Below are 24,492 nucleotides of genomic sequence, written 5' to 3'. Positions count from 1 at the left end.
TGAGGCGGCCCGAGACCGGCCGCGACTGTCGTCGAGTTGTGACGGCAAGCTGTTGAGTGCGAGCTTCACGGGCGCGTAGGGTCCAGTACTGTTCCAGCACTGCGCGCTGTGCCCGGTGCTGCCTGGGGAGGGTTGCAGTGCTGCGCCGTAGGTCTGTGTTTCCGCTGCTCATAGCCGGTGTGGCCGGCATCGGCCTGGTGCCTTCGACGGCGGGCGCGGCTTCGTCCGCGCCCGCCGATCCGGTGTCCGCGTCCGCGACGTCACAGACCACCGCCACATCGCTGGCGGCGGCGGCCGGGTTCAAGACCTACAGTTCCCCGGCCGGGAACACCGTGCGGCTGCAGAAGTCTGTCTGGCAGGACACAACAAACCATCTGGCGGTGCTGCGTGCGTCCGCCTCCACCGCCACGGCCGCGACCGGCACGATCGTCTACGTGACGCTTCCCTCGGCGGGCTGCGCGACGGACACCGGGGACGGCAGCGCGGCGAGCCCGTACTGCAACGTGCAGGACGCGGTGAACGCCGCGGCCGCGGGCGACACGGTCGAGGTCACCGCGGCCGGTGGGGAACAGGCCTCGACGGTCACGGTCACCACGTCCGATCTGACCATCGTCGGCGTCGGCGGTAAGCCGATGATCGCAGCGAGCCCGGCGCTGGTCTTCGACGGCGCGTCAGACGTCGCGGTGAGCAATCTGACCCTCAGGGCGACGAACGTGGCCCCGCCCCTTGTCTCCATCAAAGGCTCGGCCGGGATCACCCTGGATTCTCTCTCCATGACCGAAGCCACCATCCCCGTGACGGCCGTGAGTGTGGACGGCGCCTCCAGCGATGTGACGGTCAGCCACAGCTTTCTGGGCCCGGTCGAGAGCTGGGAGGCGGGCGCCGACGCAGTGCAGATCGCCTCGGGGGCGAAGAACATCGACCTGGCCAGCAACCTGATCATCGACGAACCGATCGCCGCGGTCGGCGTCACCGGACTCGACGTCGTCGGCAACACGATCATGCAGAGCTGCGACGGAGCCGTCGACGTCGAAGGCGCATCGACCGGCGTATCCATCGAGAACAACGTCATCGAGCCGATCTCCGACGCATGGGGCGTCGGCACCTCGGAGAAGTACTGCACCGGCGCGGACCTCGGCTGGCAGCCGAGCGTCACCGTCGCCGCGGCGTCGGTCTCCGGTACCGTCAGCGACTACAACTATTTCAACCCACTGACCGGCTACGCGAACGACCCCTACAGTTGGGGCGGGACCGCCTACGGCACGTTGGCCGGGTTCCAGACGGCCTCCGCGCAGGGCGCTCACGACATCGACGAGACCTCGGTGTTCGACATGCAGCCGGCGTCGTCCGGCGGCGACACCGTTCCCGGTTACCCGATCATCCCGACGAACCAGACGCCGGTCGTCGGCAATGCGAACACCGGTGCCCCGGGCATGGCCGGCACGGACTACTACGGAACCTCCCCGTACACCTCGCGCGGCGCCGTCCAGTACACCGGTGTGAATCCGAATCTCGCGATCTCCTTCAGCGTGACCGATTCCAGCGCACTCGGCGTCACTCTCAGCTTCGGGATTACCGGGGAGACGACGTTCTATGTCGGCGATGATCCGCAGGTCTCGTGGGGCGACGGGACTCAGACCGACGTGGGCTTCGGCGGTGACACCGGAACCGGCACGCACTCCTACGCGCAGCTCGGCACCTACGACATCTCCATCACGTACACCGACGGCGGCCACGACTACGTCTCGAACTCCGTCTCCGGAGTGCAGACCGCCGGTTCCGAGTACACCGCATACGGGCCGGTGCGGATCCTGGACACCCGCAAGGGCCTCGGTGCGTCCACCGCACCTGTCGCCTCGGACGGGACGCTCAAGCTGAAGGTCGCCGGGGCGGGCACCAGCGGCGCGACGATCCCGGCCGGGATCTCCGCCGTGGTACTCAACGTGACAGCGGTCGCCCCGACCGCGAACGGCGTGCTGACGGTGTACGGCGACGAGACCCGCGGCGGTACGGCGGTGGCCCGCCCGTCCACCTCGAACCTCAACTTCCGGACCGGCCAGAACGTACCGAACCTGGTGGTCGTACCGGTCGGTGCGAACGGCGTCGTCGACTTCTACAACAACTCGGCGGGCAGGACCCAGGTCGTCGCGGACGTCGCCGGCTACTTCAGCGAGCAGGTCGCGAGCGAGTACACCGCGCTGAATCCGACCCGGATCCTGGACACCCGCAAGGGCACCGGAACCGGCAAGGCCGCGAAGATCCCGGCCAACGGCCAGATCACACTGACCGTGAACGGCGCGGGCGGCGGCGCCATCCCGTCCAGCGGGCCGACGGCCGTCGCGCTGAACCTGACCGCGGTCGACGCCACCGCGAACGGCGTGATTACCGCGTACCCGGCCGGCGAGACCCTGCCCACGGTCTCCAACCTGAACTATCCCGCGGGCGGGGCCGAGGCGAACATGGCGATCGTCCCGGTCGGCACGAACGGCCAGATCGTCCTGCACAACAACGGCTCGAGCCCGGTCGACCTGATCGCCGACGCGTTCGGCTACACCGAGTCCGGCACCGGAGCCGACGCCTACCTGCCACTCGCCGCGCCCGAGCGCGTCCTGGACACGCGCAAGGGCCAGAGCCCGGTCGAGGCCGGCGCGATCGACTACCTGCAGTTCACCCAGGACTCCGTCATCCGCGGCGCCGTGCTCAACGCCACCGTCGTCTCGCCGACCGGCAACGGCTTCCTCTCCGTCTACCCGTTCACCCTGGCCACCGCCTCGACGGTGCCGAGCACCTCGAATCTCAACTACCTGACCGGCCAGACGGTGCCGAACCTGGTCATCGTTCCGCCCGGCACCGAGAGCGACCTGCAGAGCTACTACGACATCGGGTTCTACCTCGGCGGCAAAGGAACCGCCCAGGTCGTCCTCGACCTGTTCGGCGTCTTCGAGAACGGCTGACCGCCGCCCTCGACACGCCGCGCACGCCACCAGCTAACGGCGTGCTTGCTTTTGCAAGCACTCGGGCGCACACTGGGAGGCGTGACAGACCTGCACCTCGGCCCGGTCCGGCTCGCGCAGCTCGGCGCCTATATCCGCGAACAGCGGGAGGGCGCCCAGTACTCGCTGCGCCAGTTGGCCACGGCGGCCGGGGTGTCCAACCCCTACCTCAGCCAGATCGAGCGCGGGCTGCGCAAGCCCAGTGCCGATGTGCTCCAACAACTCGCCAAGGCCCTGCAGATCTCGGCGGAGACGCTGTACGTGCGGGCCGGGCTGCTCGACGGGGAGCAGGAGCGAGCGGAGCGGGGCGAGGAGGCCGACCGGGCCGCGGCGGGCGGGGTGCTCGCGGCGATCACGGCCGACCCGCACCTGACCACTCGTCAGAAAGTCGCCCTGCGGGAGATCTACCTCTCCTTCCGCGGGCAGGAAGGCGGTACCACCGATGAACATGAGTGACGACATCCGCAAGACCCTCAGCGACCCCAAGCCGCTCTACGCCCTGGCCGGCGCGGGCGACCTGGCCGCGGAGAAGCTCAAGGACGCCCCCGACAGGTTCAAGGACGCCCCGGCCAAGCTGGCCGAGGCGAGCGCGGCCCTGAGCACGCTGGCCACCCGCATCGCGGCGGAGGCCCCCGAGCACCTGGCCAGGGTGAGCGCGACGGTGCAGGACACGGTGGGCAAGGCCGCCCGTCCGGACGCCGCCGCACTGCGTGACCGGGCCCAGACCGTGGCGCTGCAGCAGGTCGGACGGCTGCTCGAGGCGGCCGGCAAGGCCGTGGAGACCTACGACGAGCTCGCCGAGCGCGGCAAGGTCGTGGTCGGGCGCTATACCGGCGCGGGTGAGGGCGGTTCCGGCGAGGCCGGCGAGCCCGCGGTCACCGTCGTGGTCGAGCAGCTGAGCGACGAGGACGAGCTGACCGGCGCCGAGCACGCCTCGGCGACGCTGCCCGAGGACGTGTTCGACCTGCCGACCGACGAGGCCCAGAGCGCGGCCGAGGCCGCCGCCGTGTTCATCGCGGCCGAGGAGGTCTCCGACGAGGCGGGCGCGGCGGACCCGACCGCGCCGAAGCGGGCCGCGCGCAAGCGGGCCAGCGCGCCCAAGGCGCCGCGCACCGCGGACGACAGCGAGGCGTAGCCCGACCGGCCCGCGCAGACCCGTGCCGGCCCGCGCAGACCCGTGCCGGCCCGCCTCGGCCCGACGCGGCACGCACGGGCGAATGCGGGCGGGACGCGGTGAACTTCACCGCGCCGGGTACGGAAGGTAGCGTGGAAGGCGAGGACACGGTGTGACGCCGTGCCCTCGCCCCGACCTAGACGTCAAAGGAAACCCAGATGGGCAGCGGACTGATCACCTCGACGTTCTTCAATGTGCTCAACCTGCTGCTCCTCGCGCTGACCTGCTTCAAGGTCTACGCGTTCGTGGACGCGGCGATCCGGCCTTCCAGCGCCTACGTGGCCGCGAACAAGCTCACCAAGGTGGCCTGGCTGCTGTTCCTGGGCATCGCCGCGTTCTACGACCTGATGTGGGGCGGGGTCACCCAGATCCTGACCATCGTCGGCACCGCGGCCGCGATCATCTACATGGTGGACGTGCGTCCGGCGCTGCGTGAGCAGGCCGGATCCGCGCGGCGCGGGGGCCGCAACCCGCGCGACAGGCGCCCGGACGGACCGTACGGCCCCTGGTGAGCGGTGCCGAACCGGCTTCGCCGGTCCCGGCCATGCGTCAGGGTATTGACGGTGCGGCTTTTCACATGATTCTCAACGCGGCTTCACAACCGGCTAAGCCTCGCCTGGCAAGGTGAGCATCACCCCCCAAGGTCGGGGCGGACCGGTTTACCGGAAAGCCCCGTGATCCGAGGGTGCCCGACCCTCGGAAGGTGCCTTGAGCACCACTTCTGCGGTCTCGGCCGAGCTACCCCCCGCGAGCTCTGCCGAGACCGCAGGCCTTTTCTCCGGCCTTTCCGGCCCTGATTCGGGACCGTCGTCGACACACGCCCCCATCAACGCACGCCGTCGCCGCGCTACGACCTGAGCGGGCGCAGCGCCTCCCAACGCACCGTCAGTTCGCCCAGGCGCCAACGGTTCTCCCGGTCCAGCACCGGCCAGTCGGCGGTGAGCATCCGGGCCGCGCCGATCCAGCGCTGGCGGGCGCCGAACGCGCCCAGCGGTGCGCAGGCGGCCCAGGCCCGGTCCCAGTCCCGCAGGAACGCGTGCACCGGCTCGCCCGGGACGTTGCGGTGGATCAAGGCCTTGGGCAGCCGCTGCGCGAAGATCGCCGGGCTCTCCAGCGAGCCGAGCCGCGCGGCGAAACTCAGCGTCTGCGGGCCCTGCCGGTCAAGGCCGGCCCACACCGCGATCCGGCCGTTCTCCGAACAGGTGCCCTCCATCAGCAGCCCGCCCGGAGCCAGCCGCGCGCACAGCCCCGCCCAGACCTCGGCCACCGCGCCCTCGTCGTACTGGCGCAGCACGTTGAACGCACGCAGCAGCACCGGGTCGCGCGGCACCGGCAGCTCGAAGCCGCCGAGCCGGAACTCGAGACCAGGACGCCGGTAGGCCGCGCCCGCGGCCACCCGGGCCGGGTCGATCTCCAGGCCGAGCACCTCGAGGTCGGGCCGGCGCGTCCACAGCCGCTCGGCCCACTCCACCGTCGTCACCGGGTACGCGCCGTAGCCCAGGTCCACCGCCAGGGCACGCTCCGGCGCCCGCCACAGCAGCCGCTGGTGCGTGCCCAGCAGCCAGCGGTCCACCCGCCGCAGCCGGTTCGGCGCCGTCGTACCGCGGGTGACGGTGCCGACCGGTCGGGTCCTTGCGGTCACGGCAGCGGTCAGTTCCCCTGCACCCGGTGCACCTTGTGCGAGGCCGCCTGGGCCAGCGGGCGCACCACCAGCAGGTCCACGTCCACGTGCGGGGGACGGGTCACGGCGAAGGCCACGCAGTCCGCGATGTCCTCGGCCAGCAGCGGCTCGGCCACCCCGGAGTACACCGAGTCGGCCCGGTTCTGGTCGCCGGCGAAGCGGTTAAGCGAGAACTCGTCGGTCTTGACCATGCCGGGGGCGATCTCGGTCACCCGCACCGGCCGGCCGTTGAGCTCGAGCCGCAGCGTCTCGCTCAGCGCGTGCTGGGCGTGCTTGGCCGCGGTGTACCCGGAGCCGCCCTCGTAGACGCCCAGGCCGGCGACCGAGGTGATGTTCACGACATGCCCGCGCCCGTAGCGCAGCATCGACGGCAGCAGCGCCTGGACCATGCGCACCGAGCCGAGCACGTTCACCTCGTACATCCAGCGCCAGTCCTCGATCGCGGTCTCGGCCGCCGGGGCCAGCCCGCGCGCGCCGCCCGCGTTGTTCACCAGGACGGCGCACTCCGGTACCCATTCGGTGAACGCGGCCACCGAGGCCTCGTCGGTGACGTCGAGCTCGACCGCGCGGGCCCCGATCTCGGCCGCCAGCTTCTCCAGACGGTCCAGCCGCCGGGCTCCGATCACCAGGTCGAAGCCCTCGGCCGCCAGGCGCCGCGCCGTGGCCTCGCCGATCCCGCTGCTCGCGCCCGTCACTACCGCTATAGGTTGCGTCATGGCGCCATTGTCCCAAACCGGCGCCCGCCCTCCGCGCCGAGTCCGCCGGGCCCGCACGCCGCGCGCACGCGGTGGGCAGGCCGGGCTCGCCCGCCCGGCCGCTCCCGCTCCCGGGAATACCGCGACCGTACGGCAGGTTCCCACGTTTGGCCCGAGGAGTGCTCAGCCGTGAGGAGTGAGAAATCGTGAAGCCCCGGCGGATAGCCATGCTCTCCGTGCACACGTCCCCCCTTGCCCGACCGGGGACGGGGGACGCCGGTGGCATGAACGTCTACATCGTCGAGCTCTCCCGGCAACTCGCCGCCCAGGGCACCGAGGTCGAGATCTTCACCCGCGCCACCAGCGGCGACCTGCCGCCCACGGTCGAGCTCGCGCCCGGCGTGCTGGTGCGCCACGTCACGGCCGGCCCCTACGAGGGGCTGTCCAAGGAGGACCTGCCCGGCCAGCTGTGCGCGTTCACCTCAGGCGTGCTGCGCACCGAGGCCTTCCACGACCCCGGCCACTACGGCCTGATCCACTCGCACTACTGGCTCTCCGGCCAGGTCGGCTGGCTGGCCAAGGAGCGCTGGGGCGTCCCGCTCGTGCACTCCATGCACACCCTGGGGAAGGTCAAGAACGGCGCGCTGGCCGGCGGCGACGCGCCCGAGCCGGCCGCCCGGCTGATCGGCGAGGACCAGGTCGTGGCCGCCGCGGACCGGCTGATCGCCAACACCGCGCAGGAGGCCGACCAGCTGGTCCGGCTCTACGGCGCCCCGGCCGACCGGGTCCCGGTGGTCCACCCCGGCGTCAGCCTGGAACGCTTCGCCCCCGGGGACCGCCGCGCCGCCCGGGCCGCGCTCGACCTGCCGCAGGACGCCCCGCTGCTGATGTTCGCCGGCCGGATCCAGCCGCTCAAGGCCCCCGACGTGCTGCTGCACACCGCGGCCGAGCTGCTGCGGCGCGACCCGGAGCGCTACCGCGACCTGGTCGTGGCGATCGTCGGCGGCCCCAGCGGCAGCGGCAAGGCCACCCCGCACCACCTGACCCGGCTGGCCCGGCGACTCGGGGTGACCCGGCACGTGCGCTTCATCCCCCCGGTGGACCAAGACCGGCTGGCCGAGTACTTCCGCGCCGCCGACCTGGTCGTGGTGCCCTCCTACAACGAGTCCTTCGGCCTGGTGGCGATCGAGGCCCAGGCCTGCGGCACGCCGGTGGTCGCGGCCTCGGTCGGTGGCCTTGGCACCGCCGTGGCCGACGGCCGCTCCGGGCTGCTGGTGGCCGGCCACGACCCGGTGGACTACGCCGCCGCCTGCGCCACGCTGCTGGAGAACCCGGCCCGGCTGGCCTGGATGCGCGAGCAGGCCAGGGGGCACGCGGCCGGCTTCGGCTGGGCGCATACCGCCAGACGGACCCTGGAGGTCTACTCCGAGGCCATCTCCGAGCGCTGGCTGACGCACCGCCGCGTAAGCTCGCTGGCGTGACCAAGGACGAGCGATCCGCCCGCAGGCAGGCCGCCGCCGAGATCGAGCGGGCGCTGCGGGAGGCCGAGGCCGAGTTCGAGCAGCCCGGCGAGGGCCACTACGTGGTCACGCTGCCGGGCACCCGCAAGCTCGCCACCGCCTGCTCGCTCCTGCTCGGCGACCACACGCTCTCGGTGAACGCCTTCGTCGTGCGTGGCGCCGACGAGAACCACGAGAACGTCTACCGCTGGCTGCTCGAGCGCAACGCCCGGCTGGCCGGGATCGCCTTCGCCATCGACGCGCACGGCGACGTCTACCTGGTCGGCCGGCTGCCGCTGGCCTCGGTCACCGCGGCCGAGGTGGACCGGCTGCTCGGCACCGTGCTCGATGCGGCCGACGGCAGCTTCAACACCCTGCTGGAGCTCGGCTTCGCCACCTCCATCCGGCGCGAGTGGGCCTGGCGGCTCAAGCGCGGCGAGCCCACCTTCAACCTGGCCGCCTTCGAACGGCTGCGGCCCGAAGAGCCGGGTGAGCCGGACGAGGCGGGCGAGCCGAGCGCCCCGGACCCGCAGAGCCCCGGCCCGGACCGGCCGCGTTCCAAGGACTGACGCGCCCGGAGTCGGCCGGGGCCGCTCGGATAGTCTCGGAGCATGGCTGACAACTACCGCCTCGTGCTGCTGCGCCACGGCGAGAGCGCGTGGAACGCGAAGAACCTGTTCACCGGCTGGGTGGACGTGGACCTCACCGCCCAGGGCGAGGAGGAGGCGATCCGCGGCGGCCGGCTGCTCCGGGACCGCGGCCTGCTGCCCGACGTGCTGCACACCTCCGTGCTGCGCCGGGCCATCCGCACCTCCCAGCTGGCGCTCAACGAGATCGACCGCCACTGGATCCCCACCTCGCGCACCTGGCGCCTGAACGAGCGCCACTACGGCGCGCTGCAGGGCAAGGACAAGGCGCAGACGCTGGCCGAGTTCGGCGAGGAGCAGTTCATGCTCTGGCGCCGCTCCTACGACGTCCCCCCGCCCCTGCTGGCCGAGGACGACGAGTACTCGCAGTACCACGACCCGCGCTACGCCGCGCTGCCGATCGAGCTGCGCCCGCGCACCGAGTGCCTGGCCGACGTGGTCGACCGGATGCTGCCCTACTGGTACGACGCGCTGGTCCCCGACCTGCTGGCCCACCGCACCGTCTTGGTCGCCGCCCACGGCAACTCGCTGCGCGCGCTGGTCAAGCACCTCGACGGGGTCTCGGACGCGGACATCGCGGCCCTGAACATCCCCACCGGCATCCCGCTCTACTACGAGCTCGACGCCGACCTGCGCCCGGTCACCCCGGGCGGCGAGTACCTCGACCCGGCCGCCGCGGCCGAGGCGATCGAGGCGGTCAAGAACCAGGGCAAGAAGTAGGCGTAGTCACTCTGGCGGCCCCTCAGCAGCGCGTTTCCGGCTGCCGAGGGGCCGTTTCGCGTGCTGGGCCGGGTGGGGCGCCCGCATCCGGGGTGACCCCATCTTCGGCGCGTGGAATCATCGGCTGGATTCAGGCGGGATTTCGAACGGGGGGAAGCAGATGTCGAGTTCGAATACGGTCGCTGACGGTGTCTTCGGCGTGCTCATGCTGGGTATGGGCGCCGGCGCGTGTCACGGGGCCTCCAGGATTCTCCGGCAGTGGCGAGACGCCAAGCGAGCCGCGCGCGGCGGCGCGGACGGCCTCATCACGGACCTCGTGGTGCGCCAGCCGCTTTTAGACGCGAGGGGTCAGCTCAACAACGAGAACCAGTCGGTCCGATTCTGGACGGGCTCGCTGACCGGTCTCATGGGCCTGGCGTTCGTCGTCGGCGGGGTGGCGCTGCTCCTGAAAGCCGGCGGCCTCGGCTGACGCCGTACCGGAGCGGCTCACCCCGCGAACCGGCGAACGCGCGACGCCCCGCCGGACGAATCCGGCGGGGCGTCTCCCGTTGCTTCCCTGTGCACCCGGACGCTCATCGCGCCCGGGGAGGCGTTCCCGTGTGCGCGGCGGCTCAGTAGTCGCCGGTCACCAGGAAGATCATGCGGCGCGCGACGGAGACGGCGTGGTCGGCGAAGCGCTCGTAGTAGCGGCCGACCAGGGTCACGTCGATGGCGGTCTCCACCGGGTAGGGCGTGCCCTCGTGCAGCAGCGCGCTGAACAGGGCGCGGTGCAGCCGGTCCATCGCGTCGTCCTCGGCCTCGAGCAGGCGCGCGGCCTCGACGTCGCGGCCGTCGATGATCTCGCCGGTCTTGTGGGCGAGCTCCTCGCCGATCCGGCCCATCTCGGCCACGGTCTGGCGCAGCTCCTCGGGGATGGCTATCTCGGGGTAGCGCAGCCGGGCCACCTTGGCCACGTGCCGGGCCAGGTCGCCCATCCGCTCCAGGTCCGCGCTCATCCGCAGCGAGGTGATGATGGTGCGCAGGTCGCCGGCCACCGGCTGCTGCCGGGCGAGCAGGTCCAGAGCGCGGGCGTCGAGAGCCTTCTGCAGCGCGTCGACCTGGTCGTCGGCGGCGATGACCTTCTCCGCGAGCTGCAGGTCGGCGTTCATGATGGCCGTCGTGGCTTGGTTGAGCGCGCTGGCCACCAGGCCGGACATCTCGATCAGTGTGGCACCGATCGAGTCGAGCTCTTCGTGGTAGACGTCGCGCATGGATCACTCCTGAGGGGATGGAACGGGACTCTCGCATACGGTACGGGCCCGCCCTCAGCCGGGCCACGCCGATGGGTGAATCAAATGCAACCCACACGTGAATTCTCGGCGACGGAAGGCCTTGGGAGCCCTCCGAGCCTTCGAAACGCCTGGTTTGGCCGCTTACTCTGATCGTGTGCACATATTCGACGCCTCCGCCTTCCACGTCGCGGCTGCCTCGGCCTCCGCGCTGATCGCGCTGGTGGTGGGGGTCGCGGCGGGCTTGGCGTTCCGCTGGAGCGAGCGGGACCGGCGCCGGCTCGAGCCGCAGCCCGAGCCGCTGGTGCCGCCGGGCGTGGCGGCCGTGCTGCAGGTGCTGCGCTCCTCCGCGGTGCTGCTTGACCCGAGCGACGCGGTGGTCAAGGCCTCGCCCGCGGCGCATGCCCTGGGGCTGGTACGCGGCCAGCGGCTGGTGCCGGAGGAGTTGACCGGGATCGCCCGGCAGGTGCGCCGGGACGGGGAGATACGCCAGGTCGAGCTGGAACTGCCACGCGGCCCGCTGGGCCAGGACACCCTGGCCGTCTCGGTGCGGGTCGCCCCGCTCGGGGCGCACCTGGTCCTGGTGCTGGTCGAGGACCGCACCGAGGCCCGCCGGGTGGACGAGGTGCGCCGCGACTTCGTGGCGAACGTCAGCCACGAGCTCAAGACCCCGGTCGGCGCGCTCTCGCTGCTGGCCGAGGCCGTCCTGAGCGCCAGCGACGACCCGGACGCGGTCCGCCGCTTCGCCGGGCGGATGTCCAAGGAGGCGCACCGGCTGACCAACCTGGTGCAGGACCTGATCGACCTGTCCCGGGTGCAGGGCGACGACCCGCTGGCCAAGGCGGTCCCGGTGGACCTGGCCGAGGTGGTGGCGGCGGCCCGGGAGCGGGTGGCCGAGGTCGCCGAGGCCCGGCAGATCGAGCTGGTCGCCACCGGGCCCGAGCACACCCGGGTGCTCGGCGACCTGGGCCAGCTGACCACCGCGGTCGGCAACCTGGTGGAGAACGCGGTGAACTACTCACCCGATCGGACCAAGGTGGTCGTCTCGGTCCGGGTGGAGGGCGATCTGGCCGAGCTGTCCGTCACCGACCAGGGCGTGGGCATCCCGGACCAGGACCTCAACCGCATCTTCGAGCGCTTCTACCGGGTGGACCCGGCGCGCTCGCGCGTGACCGGCGGCACCGGCCTCGGGCTCGCGATCGTCAAGCACATCGCCGCCACGCACGGCGGCGACGTCTCGGTCTGGAGCGTGGAGGGCGCCGGCTCCACCTTCACCCTGCGGCTGCCGGTGGCCCAAGTCGCCCCGGTGTCCGAGCTCGAACCAACCCACAGCCAACCGACCAGAATCACGACAGGGAGTCGAACGACGTGACCAGGGTGCTGGTAGTCGAGGACGAGGAGTCGTTCAGCGACCCGCTTTCCTACATGCTGCGCAATGAGGGCTTCGAGGTGGCCGTGGCGGCCACCGGACCCGAGGCCCTGGACGAGTTCGACCGGCACGGGGCCGACCTGGTGCTGCTTGACCTGATGCTGCCCGGGCTGCCCGGCACCGAGGTCTGCCGGCAACTGCGGACGCGCTCGAGTGTCCCGGTGATCATGCTGACCGCCAAGGACTCGGAGATAGACAAGGTCGTCGGCCTCGAACTCGGCGCCGACGACTACGTGACCAAGCCGTTCTCCTCGCGCGAGCTGGTCGCCCGGATCCGGGCGGTGCTGCGCCGCCACGGCGGGCAGACCGAGGAGCTCGAGGACTCCGCGCTGGAGGCCGGACCGGTCCGGATGGACGTGGAGCGGCACACGGTGAGCGTCGCGGGCAACGGCGTGCAGCTGCCGCTCAAGGAGTTCGAGCTGCTGGAGATGCTGCTGCGCAACGCCGGCCGGGTGCTGACCCGGATGCAGCTGATCGACCGGGTCTGGGGCGCCGACTACGTGGGCGACACCAAGACGCTGGACGTGCACGTCAAGCGGCTGCGCGCGAAGATCGAGCCGGATCCGGCGCTGCCGCGCTACCTGGTGACGGTCCGCGGCCTGGGCTACAAGTTCGAGCCGTGAAAATCCGGCCGGCCCGCCGGCCCCGGCACCGCCGCCCCTGATCCGGGCCCTGATCCGGGCCCTGCGAAAACCTGACGGCCTCCCCGCGTGCTGCGGGGAGGCCGTCGTCGTGCGGTGCGCGGGCCGGGCGGCTCCGGGGCTCGGGGAGCCCGGGAGCCCGGCGGTTCAGGAGCTCGAGCTCGGGTTGGGCGTGCCGCTGAACACGGTGTTGCCGGTGCTGCTCGAGGTGGCCTTCGCGGTCGTGCTCGCCGTCGCCGTCGAGGTGCCGGTGGCGGTGGTCGAGGCGGTCGCGGTCGGGGTCGCGGTGCCGCTCGCCGTGGTCGTGGGCAGCGCGGTCGCGGTGGACGGGCCGTTGGGGTTGTACTGCGCCCACAGGCCGCTGTTCGGCTGCACCTGCGCGGTCACGGTGGCCGTGGTGCCGTCCGAGAAGGTGTAGACGACCTGGGCGTTCTGGCCGATGACCACGCCGGGGTCGGTGGCCAGCAGCTGCGGCTGCCCCTGCTGCCCGAACTGCACCGAGCGCAGGCCGGGGATGCTCACGTCCGAGCCGGTGACCGTGACGCCCGGGGAGAGCGTGGAGGTGCCGGTCTCCTGCACGCTGGCGGGCTGGCCGTTGACGGTGACCGAGGTCAGCTGAGTGGTCTCACTCTGGCTCGGGTTCGTGTTGGCCACCTGGCCGATGACCTCGGCGTTGCCGGTGTTCGCGTCGGAGACGACCCACACGTTGCTGATCCACATGTCGCCGGCGGTCGCCAGGCCGTTGTCCGGCTTGATGTCGTACACCTCGGGGTTCGTCCCGGCGGAGCAGGCGGCCAGCACGGGCAGGGCGACCAGGAGCGCGGCGCCGGCCAGGGCGGTGCGGTTGCGACGGGTGCGCAGCGGGCTCTTCCGCGAGGCTCGCGGGCTAGGCGCGCTGGAGTGGGGGTTGCTGCTCACGGTGGGTCAGGCTCCTCGCGGTGGCTACTGTGGTCGCTACTCAGAAAGTATTTAGCCACAGCGTACTGACCGCGTTTGACGGCGACTCACCGGGATGGACGTTTGCGCAACCCGATGTCCCGGCCGTGTGCACGCGCGCGAGAGCACCGCGCGACGCGCGGGGCTATGGTCCTGATTCACCCGATCTGCCCAGCGGGCACGGGCGCGGCGCCCACGAACGTCGCCGACCGACTCTCTGACCGCGTGCTCGGTGTCCGAGTCGGCCGGCGGCGACCGTGTACGTACGATCGCGCCTTACTTGATCGCTCCGAGGGCCGTGACCACGGAAGCGGAGAGCAACGCCGCCGCGAGCAGGATGGCGACGACGCCGCGGGGCGTGCCGAGGACCCGCAGGGCCCCGGCCACCCTGGAGCGCCGGCTGACCCACCGCAGCTCCCGCTGGTAGCGGCGCTGATCCGGCATCAGTTCCCGTGGGTCGACCGGGGCGCGCCACTGCCCCTCGGTAATGGCCGTTCCATCCGGCCAGTGCGCCACTATCGCCGCGTCCGGCTCGTCGCGGGCGCCGTCCCACGACGAGGAATACTCGCTGCTCGAATCCACGAACAATCACCCCACCTGAACGAGGGCACCCAGTCCAAGCACGCGCTGTACGAGCATTGTGCGCCCGTACACCGCGTCTGCCCAGAGTGTTGCCGCTCCAGGTGCTGCGAAACCCCTCCGCGCGCCCCGGTCGAAAGGTGTGAAACGAAGATTCTTGGGCAGCGCGCCGGGCCCGCCACGCCGCGCTGACCAGGGGCGAGTACGCCATCCGAGCGCTTGTCAAGTGGGCATCACCTATCTGACCTGGGCAAACGCCCTTCAGAAACCGGTGCGCGCGTGTTATCCTGGTTACCCACGGAAGGGGTACGCATCACATGACGTTCAAGGTTGGCGAGACCGTCGTCTATCCCCACCATGGGGCCGCCCTCATCGAAGCGATCGAGACCCGGATGATCAAGGGTGAGGAGAAGGCCTACCTCAGGCTCCGCGTCGCCCAGGGCGATCTGACCCTCATGGTACCCACCGACAAGCTCGAGGATGTCGGCGTCCGCGACGTCGTCGACCAGAACGGCCTCGACCAGGTCTTCGAGGTCCTGCGTGCCGAGTACACCGAGGAGCCGACGAACTGGTCCCGGCGTTACAAGGCCAACCTGGAGAAGCTCGCGTCCGGCAACGTGATCCGGGTCGCCGAGGTCGTACGCGACCTGTGGCGGCGCGACCGTGAGCGCGGCCTCTCGGCCGGCGAGAAGCGCATGCTGGGCAAGGCCCGGCAGATCCTGGTGAGCGAACTGGCCCTGGCCGAGTGCACCAACGAGGACAAGGCGGAGTCCATCCTGGACGAGGTGCTCGCCTCGCAGGTGGGTCCGGCCGCCACCGCCTGAGTCGCCCCGCAATCCGACCTCCGTCAACCTACGCGCCGTGACCCGACCTCCGACGCCGCGCACGGCCGCCCTTGTTCCCGCGGCCGGCCGCGGCGAACGGCTCGGCCCGGGCGCTCCCAAGGCCCTGCGTTCCATCGGCGGTGAGCCGATCCTGCTGCACGCGGTGCGCGGACTGCTCGCCTCCGACCGGATCGATCTGGTCGTCGTCGCGGCCCCGCCCTCGGCCGAGGGCCTGGCCGAGGTGGCGCGCATCCTGTCCGCGCTCGAGCCCGTCGCGACCGCGTCGGGCGAGCCGGACACGACACCTCACTCTCCCCGGGGCCCGCTCGCCGCGGGCACGGTCCTGATCGTGCCCGGCGGCGCCACCCGGCAGGAATCCGTCGCACTCGCCCTCGCTGCCGTCCCTGCGGACTGCGACGTGGTGCTCGTGCACGACGCCGCCCGTGCGCTTACTCCGCCGTCCACCGTCGCCGACGTCGTGGCCGCGGTACGCGCCGGAGCCGACGCCGTCATTCCGGTGCTTCCCGTCGCCGACACGATCAAATCCGTGCGTCCGCATACTGAGACGTCCAGCCTCGGACCGGCCCACGACCTGGTCGAACGCACGGTCGACCGCAGTGCGCTGCGCGCCATCCAGACCCCGCAGGGCTTCCGCCGCGACCTGCTCGAGCGCGCCCACGCCGCGGCCGGCCACGACGCGACCGACGACGCGGGCCTGGTCGAGTCCCTGGGCCTGCCGGTGGCGATGATCCCCGGACACGTCGAGGCGTTCAAGGTCACCACGCCGTTCGATCTCGTACTGGCCGAGGCCGTGCTCGCCGCGCGCCGGAAGGAGTCCCCGATGCCCGACTCGCCCGCGACGCCACCGACGTCCCCGATGCCCCTGCCGATGGTGGGCGTGGGCGTGGACGTGCACGCCTTCGCGACCGAGGCGGACCTCGAGCTCGCCCCCCGCCCGCTGCGCCTGGCCGGCCTCGACTGGCCGGGTCAGGGCGGCCTGCTCGGCCACTCCGACGCGGACGTGGTCGCCCACGCGGCCTGCAACGCGCTGTTCTCGGCCGCGGGTCTGGGCGACCTCGGCTCGAACTTCGGCACCGACCAGCCCGAGTGGAAGGGCGCCGCCGGCATCGTGCTGCTGGCCGAGGCGGCCCGCCGGGTACGCGAGGCCGGCCTGCACATCGGCAACGTCGCGGTCCAGTTGATCGGGCAGCGCCCGAAGCTCGGCCCGCGCCGCGCCGAGGCCGAGGCCGTGCTGAGCGAGGCCGCCGGCGCCCCGGTCCGGGTGAGCGCGGCCACCACCGACGGCCTCGGATTCACCGGCCGCGGCGAAGGGCTCACGGCGATCGCCACCGCGATCGTGTTCCCGACGGCGAACTGAGTCCGCGTCAGGCGCTCATGCGCTGACGGACCGAACCCGCGTCAGACGCATCGGCCGGGCGTGCTCAGCGCTCCCGGCCGTGGCTGCGCTGGATCCGTCCGGCGATGCACAGCGCCGCCGCGCGTCCCGGGATCCCGCTGACCGCGCCGCCGCGCACCGCACCCGAGCCGCAGACCACGAGGTTCGGGAACCGCGTCTCCACGCCCCAGCTGCCCGTCGGATGATGCCCGCCCGCCCACGGCCAGTCCAGATCGCCGTGGAAGATGTGGCCGCCCGGCATCGCCAACTGCGCCTCCACATCCAGTGGACTGAGCGCCTCGATACACGGCTCGCCGTGCGCGTCCACGGCCAGGCACTGCTCGATCGGCTCGGCGAGGTACCGGTTGAGGCCGTCCAGGGCCAGGCGCACCGCCTGCTCCTTGACGCCCTCCTGCCGGAACAGCCGGGCCGGGGTGTGCAGTCCGAACAGGGTGATCGTGTGCAGTCCGGCGCGGTCGGCGTCGGGGCTCAGGATCGTACGGTCCGTCAGGGTGTGGCAGTACGCCTCGAACGGCAGCGGGTCAGGCAGCCGGCCGGCCTCCGAGGCCTGATACGCCGCGGCCAGCTGCTCGGCCGACTCGTCCACGTGGAAGGTGCCGGCGAACGCCTGCTCCGGCGCGATGCCCGACTTGAGCGCGGGCAGCCGGGTGAGCACCAGGTTCACCTTCAGCTGGTTGCCCTCGGGCCGCTCCGGGCCGGGCTCGTCGAGCAGCTCGGCCAGCACGCTCGGCGCGAGGTTGGAGGCGACGTAGCGCGCCTCGATCCACTGCTCGCCCTCCGCCGTGCGGTAGCCGACGCGCGCGCTGCGGCCGTCCGTCTCCACCCGGGTCACGGTCGCACCGGTCTGGATCACCGCGCCGGACTTGATCACCGCGCGTTCGAGCGAGCCGGTCACCGCGCCCATGCCGCCGATCGGCACCCGCCACTCGCCGGACTGACTGGCCATCACGTGGTAGAGGAAGCACCGGTTTTGCCGCAGGCTCGGGTCGTGCGCCCAGCTCTGCGTGCCGATCAGGGCGTCGGTGAGCACGATGCCGCGCACGTCGTCGTCCGCGAAGGTGCGCTCGACGACGCCGCCGATCGGCTCCTCCATGAACTCGTTCCAGAAGTTCGAGCCGCAGGACTCGCGGATCGCCTTCATCAGTACCCCGCGACCCGGCAGCGGCTCGAGCAGGGTCGGCGCGATCACTCGGCTCGCCTTGGCGATCCGCTCGTAGAAGTGCTGCCAGGCCCGCCAGTCCCGGTCCGAGCCGGTGATCCGGCGGAACGAGTCGAGCGTGGCGGCGCCGGGCTTGCGCTCGACCAGCAGCCCGTCCGCGCGTCCGTCGCGCAGCACCGGGGTGTAGGAGGCGACCGGCCGGGAGCGCAGCTCCAGATCCAGCTCGAGGTCGCGTACGACCGCGTAGGGGATGAGTGAGACCAGATACGAGTAGCACGACAGGCGCGCCTCGATCCCGGCGAACAGCTGCTCGCTCACCGCCGCGCCGCCGACCCGGTCGAGCCGCTCGAGCACGGTCACCCGCAGCCCGAACCTGGCCAGATACGCCGCGGTCACCAGGCCGTTGTGGCCGGCGCCGAGCACCACCACGTCGGTCTGCGCCGGTGCCTGCGTATACCGCCCGGTCGCGGTTTCGGCCATGTGCACTCCCGTCCGAGCGGAACGCGGCTCGGCCGTCACCCCGGCCGGAACCTCAGCATACGGTCGGCTCCGGGGTCGATCGAGACCTTACGCCAAGTTATATGCCCCGGGTCAGCGCAGTGAACGCGTTGTCGCGCCCGCGGTGTGGACCTTCGGCCGGCCCGGGACGGTCGGCCCGCGGGCCGTCCGGCGCCCGCAAGCGGTCCCCGGACGGCCCCGGGACACTTCGGAGACGCCTGCGCGACACCCCGGCGATCAATACCCCACGCGTGTGCCGCCTGTTCACCCTCCGGCCACGCAGCCATCGCTCCGATTCCAGGTCCGTCACTCACGATTTCTAACGATCGTTAGGACTTATTGGTGACTACGGCTGGAGATCCTCAATGAAAGCGTGGAACGCGCGGCTCGCCGGCACTGCGGCGACCGGTGCCCTGATAATCGGCGCGCTCGCGGGATGCAGCAGCAACTCGTCCACCGCCACCAATTCCGCCGGTGGCTCCGGCAATGTGCCGCTGGTCGTGTACTCGTCGCAGGGTTATGACTCGGCCGTCACCAAGGCCTTCACCAAGGCCACCGGCATCCCGGTCTCCCTGGACGACGACAGCACCGGCCCGCTGCTTGCCAAGGTCGCGGCCGAGCGCAACAACCCGCAGTGGGGCCTGCTCTGGGTCGACGGCGACACCGCGTTCGCCGAGCTGGACCAGCAGGGCCAGCTGCTCGACTACAACCCGAACGTCACGCTGACCGCGGCCGGCCAGACCCTGGTCCCGACCGACCACGCCTACATCCCGGTCAGCACCACCGCCGTGCCGGCGCTGATCTACAACGCCGCCAAGGTCTCCGCGGTGCCCACCACCTGGCAGGACCTGCTCGACCCGCAGTACAAGGGCAAGATCGGCATGAACGACCCGTCCCAGTCGGGCCCGACCTTCCCGCTCATCGCCGGCCTGATGAACCAGCTCGGCGGGCAGAGCGGCGGCGTGGCCGCGGGCGAGGCGTTCCTGACCAAGCTCAAGGCCAACGGCCTGGTCGTGCACCCGACCAACGGCGACACCCTGCACGCGCTGGAGACCGGCCAGATCGACTACGGCCTGATCCAGTCCTCCGCCGCCATGGGCGAGGTGGCCACCGCCAAGACCAGCGCGAACTTCCAGCCCAAGGTCGTCTACCTCGGCACCACCACTCTGCTGCCCGGCGTCATCGGCATCGACAAGGGCGCCTCCGCGCAGGTGCAGAAGGAGGCCGAGAAGTTCGTCCAGTACGTGCTCTCCGCGGCCGGCCAGCACGTCATGCAGACCGGTGACCCGACGGGCGACTCGCTCTACTGGCCCATCCTGCCCGGTATCGACCCCGTCGCCGACGCCGGCACCATGCCCGCCACCTACCAGCGCATCGACCCGAGCTTCTGGGGTCCGCTGGAGGGCCAGGTCAACACCTTCTTCGACAGCAACATCAAGTAATCCGGCGAAACGGACCGAGTAACGAAGCACTCTTCGACATGGCCTCGATCACGACCAACCCCGTCGCCGTCCGCTTCCGGACGGCGACGGGGTGGGCGCGCCGCGCGCCCTTCGCCCTCTTCTGGCTGCTGGTGGCGGCGATCCTGCTGCTGCCTATCCTGTTGTTCCTGCTGGTCGCCTTCAGCCCCCGGCTGTTCGACCAGGGGCCGCAGTGGTTCAGCCTGAGCGGCTTCCAGCAGGCGTTCCAGGGCCCGATGCTCCAGGGCATCGGCGACACCCTGATGATCGGCACCGTCACGGCGCTCGCCTCCGCCGCCATCGGCTTCGCGGTCGCGTGGGTCGTGCACCGCGTCCGCGTACCCGGGCGACGGCTGTGGTCCGGCGGCATGTTCGCGCTGCTGTTCGTGCCCTCCTACTTGATCGCCCTGGGCTGGGAGCGCCTGCTCGAGCCCCAGGGCGTGCTCGACCTGCTGCACGTGCCCGACAGCGCCGCCCGCAGCCTGCTCTACGGCCCGGTCGGCGTCATCGGCGTGCTCACGGTCAAGGGCATCCCGTTCGCCTACCTCGCCGTCTCGGCCGGCCTGCGCGGGCTCGGCGAGGAGTTCGAGGCGGCCGTGCGCGTGCACGGCGGCGGCCGCTCGGCCGTGGTGCGCACGGTGCTGGCCCTGCTCGCCCCGGCCCTGTGGTCCGCGCTCGCCATCGTCTTCGCCGAGTCCATCAGCGACTTCGGTGTGGCCTCCACGCTGGCCAACGACGCGCACTTCCCGGTGGCCACCTTCGAGCTCTACAACGCCGTGGACAACTTCCCGGTCCAGTTCCCGGTGGCCGCCGCGGTCAGCTGGCTGCTGCTGGCGATGGCCGCACTCGCCCTGCTGGCCCAGCATGCCGCGCTGCGCGGCCGCAGCTACCGGGTCCTGGGCGGGCGCACCCGTCCGGCCCGCCGCCGCGACCTGTCCGGCCCGGCGACCGCGGGCGTGTTCATCGGGATGGCGCTGCTCTACCTCGGCGCGCTCGGCGTGCCCACCTTCGGCGCGGTCTCCGCCTCGCTGATCAACGGCCTCGGCACGCTGATGGGCGGCGCGAACTTCAGCTTCGACAACTACCGCAGGGCACTGACGTCGCCGGAGCTCTACCAGCCGCTGCTCTACTCCGGCGGCCTGGGCGCGATCACCGCGACCGTCACGGTGCTGCTCGGCCTGGTCGTCGCCCGGCTGCTCACCTCCCGGCGCGGCCGCGCCTCCGCCCGGATGCTCGACCTGCTGCTGCTCGCCGCCGTCGCGCTGCCCGGCATCGTGTTCGCGGCCGGATACATCTTCACCTACAACCTGCCGCTGACCAACGACCTCGGCATCCACCTGTACGAGACCACGAGCCTGCTCGTGCTCGGCTACATCGCCACCGCCCTGCCGCCCGCCTCGCGGGTGCTGTTCGGCAGCGTCGGCCAGGTGCAGGAGTCGCTGCGGGAGGCGGCCCGGGTGCACGGCTCGACCGAAGTGGTCTCCTGGCTCAAGGTGATGCTGCCGCTGCTGGCGCGTCCGCTGTTGGCGGCCTGGTCGCTCACCTTCGGCGCCACGGTGCTCGAGCTGCCGATCTCGCAGCTGCTCTACCCGCCGAACGATCCGACCGTCTCGGTCGGCATCGAGAGCGCGCTGTCGAAGTACGACTACGGCGGCGGCACCGCGATGGAAGTGCTCGCGGTCCTCGCCTCGCTGGCCGTGATCGGGCTGGTGTGGGGCATCTTCCAGCTGGTCGCCCCGGCCGGCTGGCGCAGACTGGGAAGGACGTCATGACCGGCCATCAGGTCCGATTCGTCGGAGCGGGCAAGAAATACGGCGCCGTACGCGCCCTGGACGGCGTCGACCTCGAGGTGCCCGCGGGCACCTTCCTGGTCCTGCTCGGCCCCTCCGGCTCGGGCAAGACCACGCTGGTGCGCGCGCTGGCCGGGATCGAGCGGCTGGACGAGGGCGAGATCCACATCGGCGACCGGGTGGTGAGCGAACCGCGCCGCCACGTCCCGCCGGAACAGCGGGATCTGGCCATGGTCTTCCAGGACTACGCGCTCTGGCCGCACCTGACCGCCGCCGGCAACGTCGGATACGCCCTGCGCCGAAGGAAGCTGACGTCGGATCAGGCCAAGGTGCGCTGCCGGGAGGCGCTCGAGCGGGTGGGCCTGGCCGGACTGGCCGAGCGTTACCCGCACGAGCTGTCCGGCGGACAGCAGCAGCGCGTCGCCCTCGCCCGCGCGATCGTGGCCGAGCCCGGGCTGCTGCTGTTCGACGAGCCGCTGTCCAATCTCGACACCGACCTGCGCGAGCGGCTGCGGGTGGAGATCTCCACGCTCACCCGGCAGTCCGGCGCGAGCGCCGTCTACATCACCCACGACCAGGCCGAGGCCTTCGCGCTGGCCGACGTCATCGGCGTGCTCGACCAGGGCAGGCTGGTGCAGCTCGCCGACCCGGAGACGCTCTACCACCGCCCGGCCACCCCGTTCGTCGCCTGCTTCACCGGCCTGAGCGGCGAGCTGGAGGGCACGGTGCTCGAGCACGAGGGCGACTTCGCGCTGACCCAGGTCGGCCCGTGGCGCCTGCGCGCCCGCTCGGCCACCCCGCTGGCTCGCGGCAGCGCGGTCCGCGTGATGATCCGCCCGGCCGCCACCGGCTTCGCCGACGGAGACGCGGGTGTCGGGGGCGCCGTAGACGATCATGGAGTGGTCGAGGGCACCGTCGTCGACGTCGCCTACCGCGGCCGCGGCTACGACCACGTCGTCGCCTGCGCCGACGGCATGCTGACCTCGGTCTTCTCGGTCCAGCCGAGGACACGTGGGGCACAGGTGAAGCTCGCGCTGGACGCGCACGGGTGCAACGCGTTTCCCCTTACCGGTGAAGCGCCGATCAGTTACGATAGAGAAGTAACAGCCGTTACGGCGTCGTCCCAGACGAGTGTCGCCGTCGAGCACAAACAAGGAGTTGCCGAATGACCGGCACTGGTGGCGCGCTGTTCGCCGCGGTGTTCCTGGCCTGCGCGGTGGAAGCGGTCGAGGCGGTGACGATCGTGCTCGCCGCCGGCACCGCCCGGCGCGCCTGGCGTTCCGCCGGCTACGGCGTGGCCGCGGGCCTGGCCGTGCTCGCCGTGATCACCGCCGCGCTCGGCCCGGCCGTGACCGCCATCCCGATCGGCGTCCTGCGCCTGGTGGTCGGCGGCCTGCTGCTGGTCTTCGGACTGCAGTGGATGCGCAAGGCCGTGCTGCGCGCCAGCGGCCACAAGGACCTGCACGACGAGGACGCGATCTTCGCCCGCGAGCTGGACGCCGCCCGCGGCGCCGAGTCCGCCAGCCGCGGCATGGTCGAGGACTGGTACGCCTTCACCCTGTCCTTCAAGGGCGTGCTGCTCGAAGGCCTCGAAGTCGTCTTCATCGTGCTGACCTTCGGCGCCAACGCGCACGACGTCCCGCTGGCCGCGCTCGCCGCCGTCATCGCCGTGGTGCTCGTCGTCGCGGTCGGCATCGCCATCAAGGCGCCGCTCAGCCGGGTGCCGGAGAACACGATGAAGTTCGTCGTCGCCGTCATGCTGACCACCTTCGGCATCTTCTGGGGTGCCGAGGGCGCGGACACGCACTGGCCCGGCAACGACGCGGCCCTGCTGGTGATCGCCCCCGTCGTGGCCCTCTACGCGCTGGCCCTGGTCGCCGTCCTGCGCCGCCACGCCCCCAAGCCGGCCGCCGCCCCCGCCCTGCAGACCGTGGAGCACTGAGACCATGCGCACTATCACCCAACGACTGCGCGCGTTCGGCGCGTTCTGGTATGACTTCGTCGTCGGCGACGACTGGCGGGTGGCCGTCGTCGTGATCGTGGCCCTCGCCGCGACCTACGGCGTGTCGAAGACCTCGGTGGCGAGCTGGTGGATCATGCCGCTGGCCGTGGCGCTGATCCTGCCCGCGAGCCTGTGGCGGGCAAGGAAGAAGTAGCGCGCAGCGCAGACTGAAGGCGCTGAGCCGGCCCCGCACGGCCGGCTCAGCGCCTTCTCGCATGTCCCGTCAGTCCTCTGGCAGCCGTCTTCGGCAGCTGTCTTTGTCAGCCGTCATCAGTGCCCCTCGGCCTCTTCCGCGTAGACCCGGGCCGCGTACTCCTCCAGCGCCTGCTCGCACGACGCCAGCGCCTCCAAGGTCGCCGTACGCCGCGGAGCCCCGAACACGTCCCGCTCGGTGATCTTCGCGAGCCAGTTGCGCAGCTTGACGAGGTCCTCCTCGTTCTCCTCGAGCTCGGCGTAGGTGAAGTGCCCCGCGTCGTACTCCTTCTGCAGCTGCCCGTGGAAGTCCTGGCACTTGTCGACGATCTCCTCGTACTCGTCGTCCCGAGCGGCCTGGAAGACGGCGAGGATGTCGCTCTGCCCCGCGAGCGCGGTGCTGGAGAGCAGCTGCGCCGTCCCGCCCATGTCCAGGATCTCCCGCCGCAGCTTGCGCAACGCCCGCTCCGACCCGGCCCCCGCGGGCAGCGTCGCCACCGAGTTCTGCAGGTACACCGCCCCCAACCCCTTCAGCCGCCGCCACACCGTGGCCCGCAGCCGCGTCGGCTCGGACGGGATGCGGTAGATCAACACCAGCCACCCCGTCGACTCGGCCGCGGCGGGCGAGAGCTGGGCCGCGGGCTGGGCCTGGGACTGAGACGAATTCTGCGCTTCCTCGGACACACACCAAGTGTGCCGCAGCCACGCGGAACCTGCGCCCGCACGCAGTGGAAACAAGTGGTGAGCAAAACTTGGCCGCATGGAACCCACGGAGCGCACGGAGCCCACCGAATCCACCGAATCCACGGACTGCCCGGAACCCACGGACGCCACCGACCACACCGATCACCCTGACGCGCCCGAGCAGACCCGCCCCACCCCCGGCAC

The 24,492-nt window shown here is 71.5% G+C and carries 24 protein-coding genes; 17 read left to right on the top strand and 7 right to left on the bottom strand.

The genetic code is table 11. The annotated features are described in order from the left end of the window. The first annotated feature begins 179 nt into the window (after positions 1–179). The 4 genes from KDL01_RS09895 (at position 180) to KDL01_RS09880 (ending at position 4,679) form a co-directional block, all read left to right on the top strand. Complete coding sequence (locus KDL01_RS09895; RefSeq protein WP_212528094.1) at positions 180–2,954, top strand: hypothetical protein; 2,775 nt, start codon at positions 180–182, stop codon at positions 2,952–2,954. Positions 2,955–3,035: 81 nt separating this feature from the next. Continuing rightward, complete coding sequence (locus KDL01_RS09890) at positions 3,036–3,449, top strand: helix-turn-helix domain-containing protein (protein WP_307846216.1); 414 nt, start codon at positions 3,036–3,038, stop codon at positions 3,447–3,449. Next, on the top strand, positions 3,442–4,128 hold the full coding sequence (locus KDL01_RS09885) for a hypothetical protein (RefSeq protein WP_212528093.1): 687 nt from the start codon (positions 3,442–3,444) through the stop codon (positions 4,126–4,128). The genes KDL01_RS09890 and KDL01_RS09885 overlap by 8 nt, the downstream gene beginning before the upstream one ends. A 197-nt stretch (positions 4,129–4,325) precedes the next feature. Beyond that, positions 4,326–4,679 (top strand): DUF2516 family protein, encoded by a 354-nt coding sequence (locus tag KDL01_RS09880; RefSeq protein WP_212528092.1) that lies wholly within the window; start codon positions 4,326–4,328, stop codon positions 4,677–4,679. Between the two features lie 335 nt (positions 4,680–5,014). Here KDL01_RS09880 and KDL01_RS09875 read toward each other — a convergent pair whose 3' ends face one another. Further along, on the bottom strand, positions 5,015–5,809 hold the full coding sequence (locus KDL01_RS09875; protein WP_212528091.1) for a class I SAM-dependent methyltransferase: 795 nt from the start codon (positions 5,807–5,809) through the stop codon (positions 5,015–5,017). An 8-nt stretch (positions 5,810–5,817) separates the two neighbouring features. Then, positions 5,818–6,564: an SDR family NAD(P)-dependent oxidoreductase gene (locus tag KDL01_RS09870; protein ID WP_212528090.1), complete on the bottom strand. Its 747-nt coding sequence runs from the start codon at positions 6,562–6,564 to the stop codon at positions 5,818–5,820. A 206-nt stretch (positions 6,565–6,770) separates the two neighbouring features. On the opposite strand from KDL01_RS09870, the gene mshA reads away from it, so the two are divergent. The 4 genes from mshA (at position 6,771) to KDL01_RS09850 (ending at position 9,878) form a co-directional block, all read left to right on the top strand. Beyond that, positions 6,771–8,024 (top strand): D-inositol-3-phosphate glycosyltransferase, encoded by a 1,254-nt coding sequence (mshA, locus tag KDL01_RS09865; protein ID WP_212528116.1) that lies wholly within the window; start codon positions 6,771–6,773, stop codon positions 8,022–8,024. Beyond that, a complete protein-coding gene (locus KDL01_RS09860; RefSeq protein WP_212528089.1) occupies positions 8,021–8,611 on the top strand; it encodes a type III secretion system chaperone family protein in 591 nt (196 codons plus the stop codon). The genes mshA and KDL01_RS09860 overlap by 4 nt, the downstream gene beginning before the upstream one ends. A 42-nt stretch (positions 8,612–8,653) precedes the next feature. After that, the gene (locus KDL01_RS09855) at positions 8,654–9,409 is read left to right on the top strand and encodes a phosphoglyceromutase (RefSeq protein ID WP_212528088.1); all 756 of its coding nucleotides are present in this window, start codon (positions 8,654–8,656) and stop codon (positions 9,407–9,409) included. A 199-nt stretch (positions 9,410–9,608) separates the two neighbouring features. Next, positions 9,609–9,878 carry a hypothetical protein gene (locus tag KDL01_RS09850; RefSeq protein ID WP_212528087.1) on the top strand — a complete coding sequence of 90 codons (270 nt, stop codon included), beginning with the start codon at positions 9,609–9,611 and terminating at the stop codon, positions 9,876–9,878. A 142-nt stretch (positions 9,879–10,020) separates the two neighbouring features. Here KDL01_RS09850 and phoU read toward each other — a convergent pair whose 3' ends face one another. Then, a complete protein-coding gene (gene phoU, locus KDL01_RS09845; protein WP_212528086.1) occupies positions 10,021–10,659 on the bottom strand; it encodes a phosphate signaling complex protein PhoU in 639 nt (212 codons plus the stop codon). A 175-nt stretch (positions 10,660–10,834) separates the two neighbouring features. On the opposite strand from phoU, the gene KDL01_RS09840 reads away from it, so the two are divergent. Both KDL01_RS09840 and KDL01_RS09835 read left to right on the top strand, forming a co-directional pair. Further along, complete coding sequence (locus tag KDL01_RS09840; RefSeq protein ID WP_212528085.1) at positions 10,835–12,049, top strand: sensor histidine kinase; 1,215 nt, start codon at positions 10,835–10,837, stop codon at positions 12,047–12,049. 5 nt (positions 12,050–12,054) lie between these two features. After that, positions 12,055–12,729 (top strand): response regulator, encoded by a 675-nt coding sequence (locus KDL01_RS09835; RefSeq protein WP_498037986.1) that lies wholly within the window; start codon positions 12,055–12,057, stop codon positions 12,727–12,729. Between the two features lie 165 nt (positions 12,730–12,894). On the opposite strand, the gene KDL01_RS09830 is transcribed toward KDL01_RS09835, so the two are convergent. Both KDL01_RS09830 and KDL01_RS09825 read right to left on the bottom strand, forming a co-directional pair. Continuing rightward, complete coding sequence (locus KDL01_RS09830) at positions 12,895–13,665, bottom strand: hypothetical protein (RefSeq protein ID WP_212528083.1); 771 nt, start codon at positions 13,663–13,665, stop codon at positions 12,895–12,897. A gap of 294 nt (positions 13,666–13,959) precedes the next feature. Beyond that, positions 13,960–14,265 carry a hypothetical protein gene (locus KDL01_RS09825; protein ID WP_212528082.1) on the bottom strand — a complete coding sequence of 102 codons (306 nt, stop codon included), beginning with the start codon at positions 14,263–14,265 and terminating at the stop codon, positions 13,960–13,962. A 314-nt stretch (positions 14,266–14,579) separates the two neighbouring features. On the opposite strand from KDL01_RS09825, the gene KDL01_RS09820 reads away from it, so the two are divergent. Both KDL01_RS09820 and ispD read left to right on the top strand, forming a co-directional pair. Next, a complete protein-coding gene (locus KDL01_RS09820; RefSeq protein WP_034267279.1) occupies positions 14,580–15,086 on the top strand; it encodes a CarD family transcriptional regulator in 507 nt (168 codons plus the stop codon). A gap of 37 nt (positions 15,087–15,123) precedes the next feature. Then, positions 15,124–16,464: a 2-C-methyl-D-erythritol 4-phosphate cytidylyltransferase gene (gene ispD, locus KDL01_RS45190; RefSeq protein WP_307846213.1), complete on the top strand. Its 1,341-nt coding sequence runs from the start codon at positions 15,124–15,126 to the stop codon at positions 16,462–16,464. Between the two features lie 64 nt (positions 16,465–16,528). Here ispD and KDL01_RS09805 read toward each other — a convergent pair whose 3' ends face one another. Further along, complete coding sequence (locus KDL01_RS09805; protein WP_212528081.1) at positions 16,529–18,142, bottom strand: phytoene desaturase family protein; 1,614 nt, start codon at positions 18,140–18,142, stop codon at positions 16,529–16,531. A 383-nt stretch (positions 18,143–18,525) separates the two neighbouring features. On the opposite strand from KDL01_RS09805, the gene KDL01_RS09800 reads away from it, so the two are divergent. Genes KDL01_RS09800 through KDL01_RS09780 form a run of 5 tightly spaced genes read left to right on the top strand, consistent with a single transcriptional unit; the run spans position 18,526 to position 23,566 of the window. After that, positions 18,526–19,602: an ABC transporter substrate-binding protein gene (locus tag KDL01_RS09800; RefSeq protein WP_212528080.1), complete on the top strand. Its 1,077-nt coding sequence runs from the start codon at positions 18,526–18,528 to the stop codon at positions 19,600–19,602. A gap of 38 nt (positions 19,603–19,640) precedes the next feature. Continuing rightward, on the top strand, positions 19,641–21,392 hold the full coding sequence (locus tag KDL01_RS09795) for an ABC transporter permease (RefSeq protein ID WP_212528079.1): 1,752 nt from the start codon (positions 19,641–19,643) through the stop codon (positions 21,390–21,392). Then, positions 21,389–22,579: an ABC transporter ATP-binding protein gene (locus tag KDL01_RS09790; RefSeq protein WP_212528078.1), complete on the top strand. Its 1,191-nt coding sequence runs from the start codon at positions 21,389–21,391 to the stop codon at positions 22,577–22,579. Before KDL01_RS09795 ends, KDL01_RS09790 begins: the two co-directional genes overlap by 4 nt. Then, on the top strand, positions 22,576–23,352 hold the full coding sequence (locus KDL01_RS09785; RefSeq protein WP_212528077.1) for a COG4280 domain-containing protein: 777 nt from the start codon (positions 22,576–22,578) through the stop codon (positions 23,350–23,352). The genes KDL01_RS09790 and KDL01_RS09785 overlap by 4 nt, the downstream gene beginning before the upstream one ends. 4 nt (positions 23,353–23,356) lie before the next feature. Continuing rightward, the gene (locus KDL01_RS09780) at positions 23,357–23,566 is read left to right on the top strand and encodes a hypothetical protein (RefSeq protein WP_212528076.1); all 210 of its coding nucleotides are present in this window, start codon (positions 23,357–23,359) and stop codon (positions 23,564–23,566) included. Between the two features lie 116 nt (positions 23,567–23,682). Here KDL01_RS09780 and KDL01_RS09775 read toward each other — a convergent pair whose 3' ends face one another. Continuing rightward, complete coding sequence (locus tag KDL01_RS09775; protein WP_212528075.1) at positions 23,683–24,288, bottom strand: Chromate resistance protein ChrB; 606 nt, start codon at positions 24,286–24,288, stop codon at positions 23,683–23,685. Positions 24,289–24,492: the final 204 nt, after the last annotated feature.

This window comes from Actinospica durhamensis, assembly GCF_018139695.1.
Lineage (GTDB): Bacteria > Actinomycetota > Actinomycetes > Streptomycetales > Catenulisporaceae > Actinospica > Actinospica durhamensis.
Note: the sequence above shows the minus strand (reverse complement) of the source record. Positions and strands in the feature narration are given on the sequence as shown.

Bases quoted from the DNA above. Each gene is read 5' to 3' on its own strand.
- KDL01_RS09820 (WP_034267279.1), top strand. From the start codon at position 14,580: ATGACGTTCAAGGTTGGCGAGACCGTCGTCTATCCCCACCATGGGGCC.
- KDL01_RS09785 (WP_212528077.1), top strand. From the start codon at position 22,576: ATGACCGGCACTGGTGGCGCGCTGTTCGCCGCGGTGTTCCTGGCCTGC.
- KDL01_RS09780 (WP_212528076.1), top strand. From the start codon at position 23,357: ATGCGCACTATCACCCAACGACTGCGCGCGTTCGGCGCGTTCTGGTAT.
- KDL01_RS09870 (WP_212528090.1), bottom strand. From the start codon at position 6,564: ATGACGCAACCTATAGCGGTAGTGACGGGCGCGAGCAGCGGGATCGGC.
- KDL01_RS09805 (WP_212528081.1), bottom strand. From the start codon at position 18,142: ATGGCCGAAACCGCGACCGGGCGGTATACGCAGGCACCGGCGCAGACC.
- KDL01_RS09885 (WP_212528093.1), top strand. From the start codon at position 3,442: ATGAGTGACGACATCCGCAAGACCCTCAGCGACCCCAAGCCGCTCTAC.
- phoU (WP_212528086.1), bottom strand. From the start codon at position 10,659: ATGCGCGACGTCTACCACGAAGAGCTCGACTCGATCGGTGCCACACTG.
- KDL01_RS09790 (WP_212528078.1), top strand. From the start codon at position 21,389: ATGACCGGCCATCAGGTCCGATTCGTCGGAGCGGGCAAGAAATACGGC.
- KDL01_RS09800 (WP_212528080.1), top strand. From the start codon at position 18,526: ATGAAAGCGTGGAACGCGCGGCTCGCCGGCACTGCGGCGACCGGTGCC.
- KDL01_RS09880 (WP_212528092.1), top strand. From the start codon at position 4,326: ATGGGCAGCGGACTGATCACCTCGACGTTCTTCAATGTGCTCAACCTG.
- KDL01_RS09795 (WP_212528079.1), top strand. From the start codon at position 19,641: ATGGCCTCGATCACGACCAACCCCGTCGCCGTCCGCTTCCGGACGGCG.
- KDL01_RS09855 (WP_212528088.1), top strand. From the start codon at position 8,654: ATGGCTGACAACTACCGCCTCGTGCTGCTGCGCCACGGCGAGAGCGCG.
- mshA (WP_212528116.1), top strand. From the start codon at position 6,771: ATGCTCTCCGTGCACACGTCCCCCCTTGCCCGACCGGGGACGGGGGAC.